Source organism: Kineococcus sp. NPDC059986 (assembly GCF_040702905.1).
In the GTDB taxonomy this organism is placed as follows: domain Bacteria; phylum Actinomycetota; class Actinomycetes; order Actinomycetales; family Kineococcaceae; genus Kineococcus.
In genome coordinates, this window is sequence record NZ_JBFBND010000037.1 from 38455 (window position 1) to 44601 (window position 6147).

Below are 6147 nucleotides of genomic sequence, written 5' to 3' on the forward strand. Positions count from 1 at the left end.
GTCGTTCGTGCGGTGCGGTTCAGCAGGTCAGTGCGAGCGACCAGGCTTGCGGCGACCCGCGATGACCATGGCGGCACCACCGAGGACGAGCACGGTGCCGGCCGCGGCCCAGGGCAGGACGTCGGCGCCGGTGTAGGCCAGCTCGCCGTTCGACCCGCCGACGGCGGCCGGGGTGGTGGTGCGGGAGACGGACGCGCCCGGGGTCGAGCCGCCGGTCGTCGGGCTGGCCGACGGGGTGACGACGTCGGAGACGGTGGGCGTCGGGGTCGACGGGACGTAGCTGGTGCTCGCGAGGGCCGCCCCGGAGGTGGCGCCCAGAGCGGCGACGGTCAGAGCCCCGGCAGCAGCCAGTCGGACGGTGGTCTTGCGCACGGTGGTTTCCCCCCACTTCGAATGCCCAGCGAACCCTGTGATCGCGAGGCGGACCCCAGGATGACGGAACGTCACCCCCGAGTCCAGCCGATCGGCCCTATCCGCGGCGCGTCCTGTGACAGGAGTGACGACTTCAACACGTTCGGGTGAACACCTACGGAGTACAGCTGCTCGTGGTGACTCTCGGTGCGGTGGCCGTCGTCGGCCCGTCGACGGTGCGGGGGAGCGCGTCGGCCGCGCCGGAGAAGCGCCACTCCACCGTCGTCGACGTCCCGGGGCGCACGGACACCGTGACGCGCACGAGCCGCCAGCCGCCCTCGCTGTCGACGGCGGCCGCGACGGGCCGGCCGTCGACGGTCACCTGGTCCAACCCCACCCAGGGAGCTACCCACAGTGACACCGTCTCGACCGCCGTGCGCCGGTCCGCGGCCCGCGGCGCCGCGGCGTTCGACACGTACGCCGGGACGTCGGCCGGCACGGAGTTGGCCAGGGACAAGGACATCGAGCTCGTCGTCGTCCCGGTCCCCGCGCACGGCGGCGCCACCGTGAAGGTCGGTGCGACCCAGTAGTCCAGCTTGGAGGGGACGACCCCGGTCAGGCCGACGCGGGCGACGCCGTCGCGGGGCGGCCCGAGCACGCCGGCGACGCCGGCCGCGACGAGCGCCGACTGCTCCTGCGGCCGGCTCGACCAGACGGCCAGGTGCCCGCTGTCCACGGCCTCCCGGGCGCCGTCGAGGGCCGCCGTCGACAGACCGTCGGACAGGACGGCCTCGAAGGCCGCGGCCGAGGTCACCGCGAGGAAGGCCTTCCGCGCGTCCTGGTCGGTGCCGAACCGCACGTACGCGTCGTACATGAGGGTGCGGGCCAGGTCCGCCGTGGCGACGTCGCCGAAGGGCCCGAGCTGCAGCGGCGGGTGGGCGCTGCCCAGCAGCTGCCCCAGACCCACGGGGTCGACGAAGACGACGACGTCCGGGGTGGGCAGCCCGGCGACCGTCACGAGGGAGGAGGTGAGCACCCCGGCCTCGGCGGCGCTGCCGCCCATCGTGACGTTCTGGACGCGCGCGGCGTCCTGGCCGTAGAGCCCGAGGAACTCCTGGCCGACGAGGGAGACGTCGGCGCGCGCCGCGTAGAGGTCGTTGTCCGTCCCCGTCCGTGTGAGCGCGATGCGCCCGCCCTCGACGGAGAGGTAGGCGTAGGCGCCGACGATGCCCTGCACGGGCCGGACCTCGGCGGGGTTGGTGAAGGCCACGAGGTAGGTGCGCGGGCCGTCGGCGCCGAGCAGCGCCGGCAGCTGCGGGAGCACCTGCGAGGCCGTCTGCAGCGGCCCCGAGGCCTGGTCCAGCTGCGCCGTCACGGGGTCCAGGCGCGTGCTGATGGCGGACAGCACCTCCGGGCCCTCCCCGTCGTGCAGCGCGGTCCGGGCCGCCTCGATCCGGGTCTGGTAGTCCAGGACGATCGGCGTCAGCTCCTGCACGCCGGCGACGTTGACCGTCCGGTCGGCGGACACCAGTCCCTGGCCGAGCACCTCGTCGACGACGCCGAGGGCCTGCGGGAGCGGCTCGGTGAGCAGCGCGGCCGCGTGCGCGCCGCCGCCCACGGCCTTCAGCTGGGCGCCGACCCAGGGCAGGTGGGTGGCCAGGCGGTAGGGCAGCTGGGACGTGGCGCGGTCGGCGGCGGCGGAGTCGTCGGCCAGCCGAGCGGCGCCCTCACGCGCCCCGGCGTAGTCCTTGGCGCGCACCTGGCCCTCGAGGCGCGGTGCCTCGGCGGCGACGCGCTGCAGGGCCCGGCCGGCCTGGACACCGGCGACCGCGACCGCCGCGGCCCAGGCCAGCAGGAGGAGCAGCAGCAGGCTCAGCAGGATGCGCAGGACGGGCGGACGACCACCCGTGCGCCGCCGTCCGCGGCGACGGGCGGGCTCGAGGGCGGGCTGCTCTGCGGTGCCGGACACGTCGCGACAGTAGCGAGCGGGCCCGCCCGGACCCGGGGCCTCGCCGCGACCGGGCCCGTGTCGGAGGGCGGTCGTAGGCTGGACGCACCGCGCAACCCCCCGACGCACACCCTCGATCCACCCGCTCGACCCTCACCCCGGAGTGTTCGTGAGCCTCACCGGCCTGCTCGACGTCCTGCGCACCGAACCCGCCGTCCGCGCGGCCGTCCAGACCGCCCACGAGGGCGGCAGCAGCGGCCTGGACGTCGTCGCGCCGACGGGTGTCCGTCCCGCGCTGCTGGCGGCCTTCGCCGCCGAGCGTCCCCTGCTCGTCGTGACGGCGACGGGCCGCGAGTGCGAGGACATGGTCACGTGGTTGCGCTGCTACCTGCCGCACGAGGCGGTGGCGGAGTTCCCGGCGTGGGAGACGCTGCCGCACGAGCGGCTCTCCCCGCGCAGCGACACGGTCGCCCAGCGGCTCGCGGTGCTGCGCCGGCTGGCCCACCCCTCGTCCGACGACCCGACGACGGGCGAGGTCCGCGTCGTCGTGGCACCCGTCCGGGCCGTCCTGCAGCCCCTGGTCAAGGGCCTGGCCGACCTCGAACCCGTCCGCCTGCGCCCCGGTGACGAGGTGGGGCTCGACGCGACCGTCGAGGCCCTGGCCGCCGCGGCCTACGCCCGCGTCGACATGGTGGAGCGGCGCGGGGAGTTCGCCGTCCGCGGCGGCATCCTCGACGTCTTCCCGCCCACCCGTCCGCACCCGCTGCGCGTGGAGTTCTTCGGCGACGAGGTCGAGGAGGTCCGCTCCTTCTCCGTCGCCGACCAGCGCTCGCTGGAGACCGAACCCGACGGTGTGTGGGCCCCGCCCTGCCGCGAGCTGCTCCTCACCGACGAGGTCCGCGAACGCGCCCGGGCCCTGCAGGCCACGCTGCCCGGGGCCGTCGACGTCCTGGCCAAGCTCGCCGAGGGCATCGCGGTCGAGGGGATGGAGTCGCTGGCCCCCGCCCTCGTCGACGGCATGGAACCGCTGCTGGACGTCCTGCCGGCCGGGGCCCACGTCGTGCTGGCCGACCCCGAGAAGGTCCGCGCTCGCGCCCACGACCTCGTCGCCACGGGCGCGGAGTTCCTCGACGCCGCGTGGATGAACGCGGCCGCCGGCGGGCAGACGCCCGTCGACCTCGGGGCCTCCTCCTTCGCCACGCTGGCCGAGGTGCGGGCGCACGCGGAGGTGACCGGCCGGCCGTGGTGGTCCCTCACCTCCCTCGTCGAGGACGAGGAGCTGCGCGACCTCGAGGACGTCCGCATCCTGCGCGTCGGCGCCCGGGACGTGGCCGGGTACCGCGGCGAGACCGAGAAGGCGCTGCACGAACTGCGCGACCTCGCCTCGGCGGGCTGGCGCATCGTCGTCACGACCGAGGGCCACGGACCCGCCAAGCGGCTCGTGGAGATGCTGGCCGGCGAGGACGTCCCGGCGCGCTTGGTCGACGACCTCGTCGAGGAACCGGCCCCCGCGGTCGTCACCGTGACGACGGCGAGCGTCGAGCACGGGTTCGTCGCCGAGTCGCTCCAGACGGCCCTCGTCACCGAGTCCGACATCACCGGCGTCGGCGGGCAGTCGACGAAGGACATGCGGCGCATGGCCCCGCGCCGTCGCCGCAACGCCGTCGACCCGTTGTCGCTGCGTCCGGGTGACTTCGTCGTGCACGAGCAGCACGGCATCGGCCGGTTCGTCGAGATGGTCCAGCGCACGATCCAGGGCGCCACGCGCGAGTACCTCGTGCTGGAGTACGCCGCCAGCAAGCGCGGTCAGCCGGGGGACCGGTTGTTCGTGCCGAGCGACACCCTCGACCAGGTCACCCGGTACACCGGGGGCGAGGCGCCGACGCTGTCGAAGATGGGCGGCTCGGACTGGGCCAAGACCAAGAGCAAGGCGCGCAAGGCGGTCAAGGAGATCGCCGGCGACCTCATCCGGCTCTACTCCGCGCGGATGGCGACCAAGGGGTTCCAGTTCGGCGACGACACGCCCTGGCAGCGCGAACTCGAGGACGCCTTCCCGTACGTCGAGACGCCCGACCAGCTCGCCAGCATCGACGAGGTCAAGGCCGACATGATGAAGCCGATCCCCATGGACCGGCTGATCTGCGGCGACGTCGGCTACGGCAAGACGGAGATCGCGCTGCGGGCAGCGTTCAAGGCCGTCCAGGACGGCAAGCAGGTCGCCGTCCTCGTGCCCACGACGCTGCTCGTGCAGCAGCACTTCAAGACGTTCGCCGAGCGGTACGCGCAGTTCCCCGTGTCGGTCAAGCCGCTCTCGCGGTTCACCCCCGGCGGCGACGCGAAGGAGACGATGGCGGGCCTGGCCGACGGGTCCGTCGACGTCGTCATCGGCACGCACCGCCTCATCTCCGGGGAGGTGAAGTTCAAGGACCTCGGCCTCGTCATCGTCGACGAGGAGCAGCGCTTCGGCGTGGAGCACAAGGAGGCGCTGAAGACGTTGCGCACCAACGTCGACGTGCTCGCCATGAGCGCCACGCCGATCCCGCGCACCCTGGAGATGGCCGTGACGGGCATCCGCGAGATGTCGACGCTGGCGACCCCGCCGGAGGAGCGCCACCCCGTCCTGACGTACGTCGGGGGCCAGGAGGAGAAGCAGATCACGGCGGCGATCCGACGTGAACTGCTGCGCGAGGGACAGGTGTTCTACGTGCACAACCGGGTGTCCTCGATCGAGCGCACCGCGGCCCGGCTCAAGGAGCTGGTGCCCGAGGCGCGCATCGCGACGGCGCACGGACAGATGGGGGAGCACCGCCTCGAGCAGGTCGTCGTCGACTTCTGGGAGAAGCGGTTCGATGTCCTCGTCTGCACGACGATCGTCGAGACGGGGCTGGACATTTCCAACGCGAACACCCTCATCGTCGAACGCGCCGACACCATGGGGCTCTCGCAGCTGCACCAGTTGCGCGGCCGGGTCGGCCGCGGCCGCGAGCGGGCGTACGCCTACTTCCTCTTCCCGCCGGAGAAGCCCCTCACCGAGACGGCGCACGACCGGCTCGCGACGATCGCCCAGCACACCGACCTCGGCTCCGGCATGGCCGTCGCCATGAAGGACCTCGAGATCCGCGGGGCGGGGAACATGCTCGGCGGGGAGCAGTCGGGGCACATCGCCGGGGTCGGTTTCGACCTCTACATGCGGATGGTCGCCGACGCCGTCGCGGACGTGCGCAACAAGGTGCCCGGTGCGGCGAACGAGGACGCCGAACCCGAACCCACCGAGGTCAAGATCGAGCTGCCCGTCGACGCGCACCTGCCGCACGACTACGTGCCCTCGGAGCGGTTGCGCCTCGAGGCCTACCGGCGACTGGCGGCCGCCGACTCCGCCCAGGACCTCGTGGACCTGCACGGTGAGCTGGTCGACCGCTACGGCACCCCGCCGCAGCCCGTCCTCAACCTGCTGGAGGTCGCGAAGTTCCGCATCGCCGCCCGCCAGGGCGGGTTGCGGGAGGTCGCGCTCCTGGGCAAGCAGGTGCGGTTCGCCCCGGTGAACCTGCCCGAGTCGCGCGAACTGCGCCTCAAGCGCCTCTACCCGGGGACGATCCTCAAACCCGCGCTCGACGTCGCGCTCGTGCCGGCCCCCATGACGGCCCACATCGGCGGCAAACCGCTGCGGGACGCGGAGATCCTCTCGTGGGCGACGGAGTTCGTGAACGCCGTCCTGCTGGAGCAGTCCGCCTCCGTCGCGGCGGCGGGGGTGCGCGGCTAGTGTCGTGAGTCGATGATTCGTTGGCAGTAGTCGCCGAGCGACTCCAGGATCTGCTCGGCGGTCTTGACCCAGACGTAGGGACGAGGGT

The 6147-nt window shown here is 73.4% G+C and carries 3 protein-coding genes; 1 reads left to right on the forward strand and 2 read right to left on the reverse strand.

Annotated features, from left to right (window positions below; translation table 11 throughout):
- Positions 1 to 27: 27 nt before the first annotated feature.
- Positions 28 to 372 carry a hypothetical protein gene (locus AB0637_RS20915; RefSeq protein WP_366174620.1) on the reverse strand — a complete coding sequence of 115 codons (345 nt, stop codon included), beginning with the start codon at positions 370 to 372 and terminating at the stop codon, positions 28 to 30.
- A 154-nt stretch (positions 373 to 526) separates the two neighbouring features.
- Entirely contained in the window at positions 527 to 2320 is a 1794-nt protein-coding gene (locus AB0637_RS20920) for a DUF4012 domain-containing protein (RefSeq protein WP_366174621.1), read from the reverse strand.
- Positions 2321 to 2468: 148 nt separating this feature from the next.
- Between AB0637_RS20920 and mfd the strand changes: the two genes are divergently transcribed.
- Positions 2469 to 6059 carry a transcription-repair coupling factor gene (mfd, locus tag AB0637_RS20925; RefSeq protein WP_366174622.1) on the forward strand — a complete coding sequence of 1197 codons (3591 nt, stop codon included), beginning with the start codon at positions 2469 to 2471 and terminating at the stop codon, positions 6057 to 6059.
- Positions 6060 to 6147: the final 88 nt, after the last annotated feature.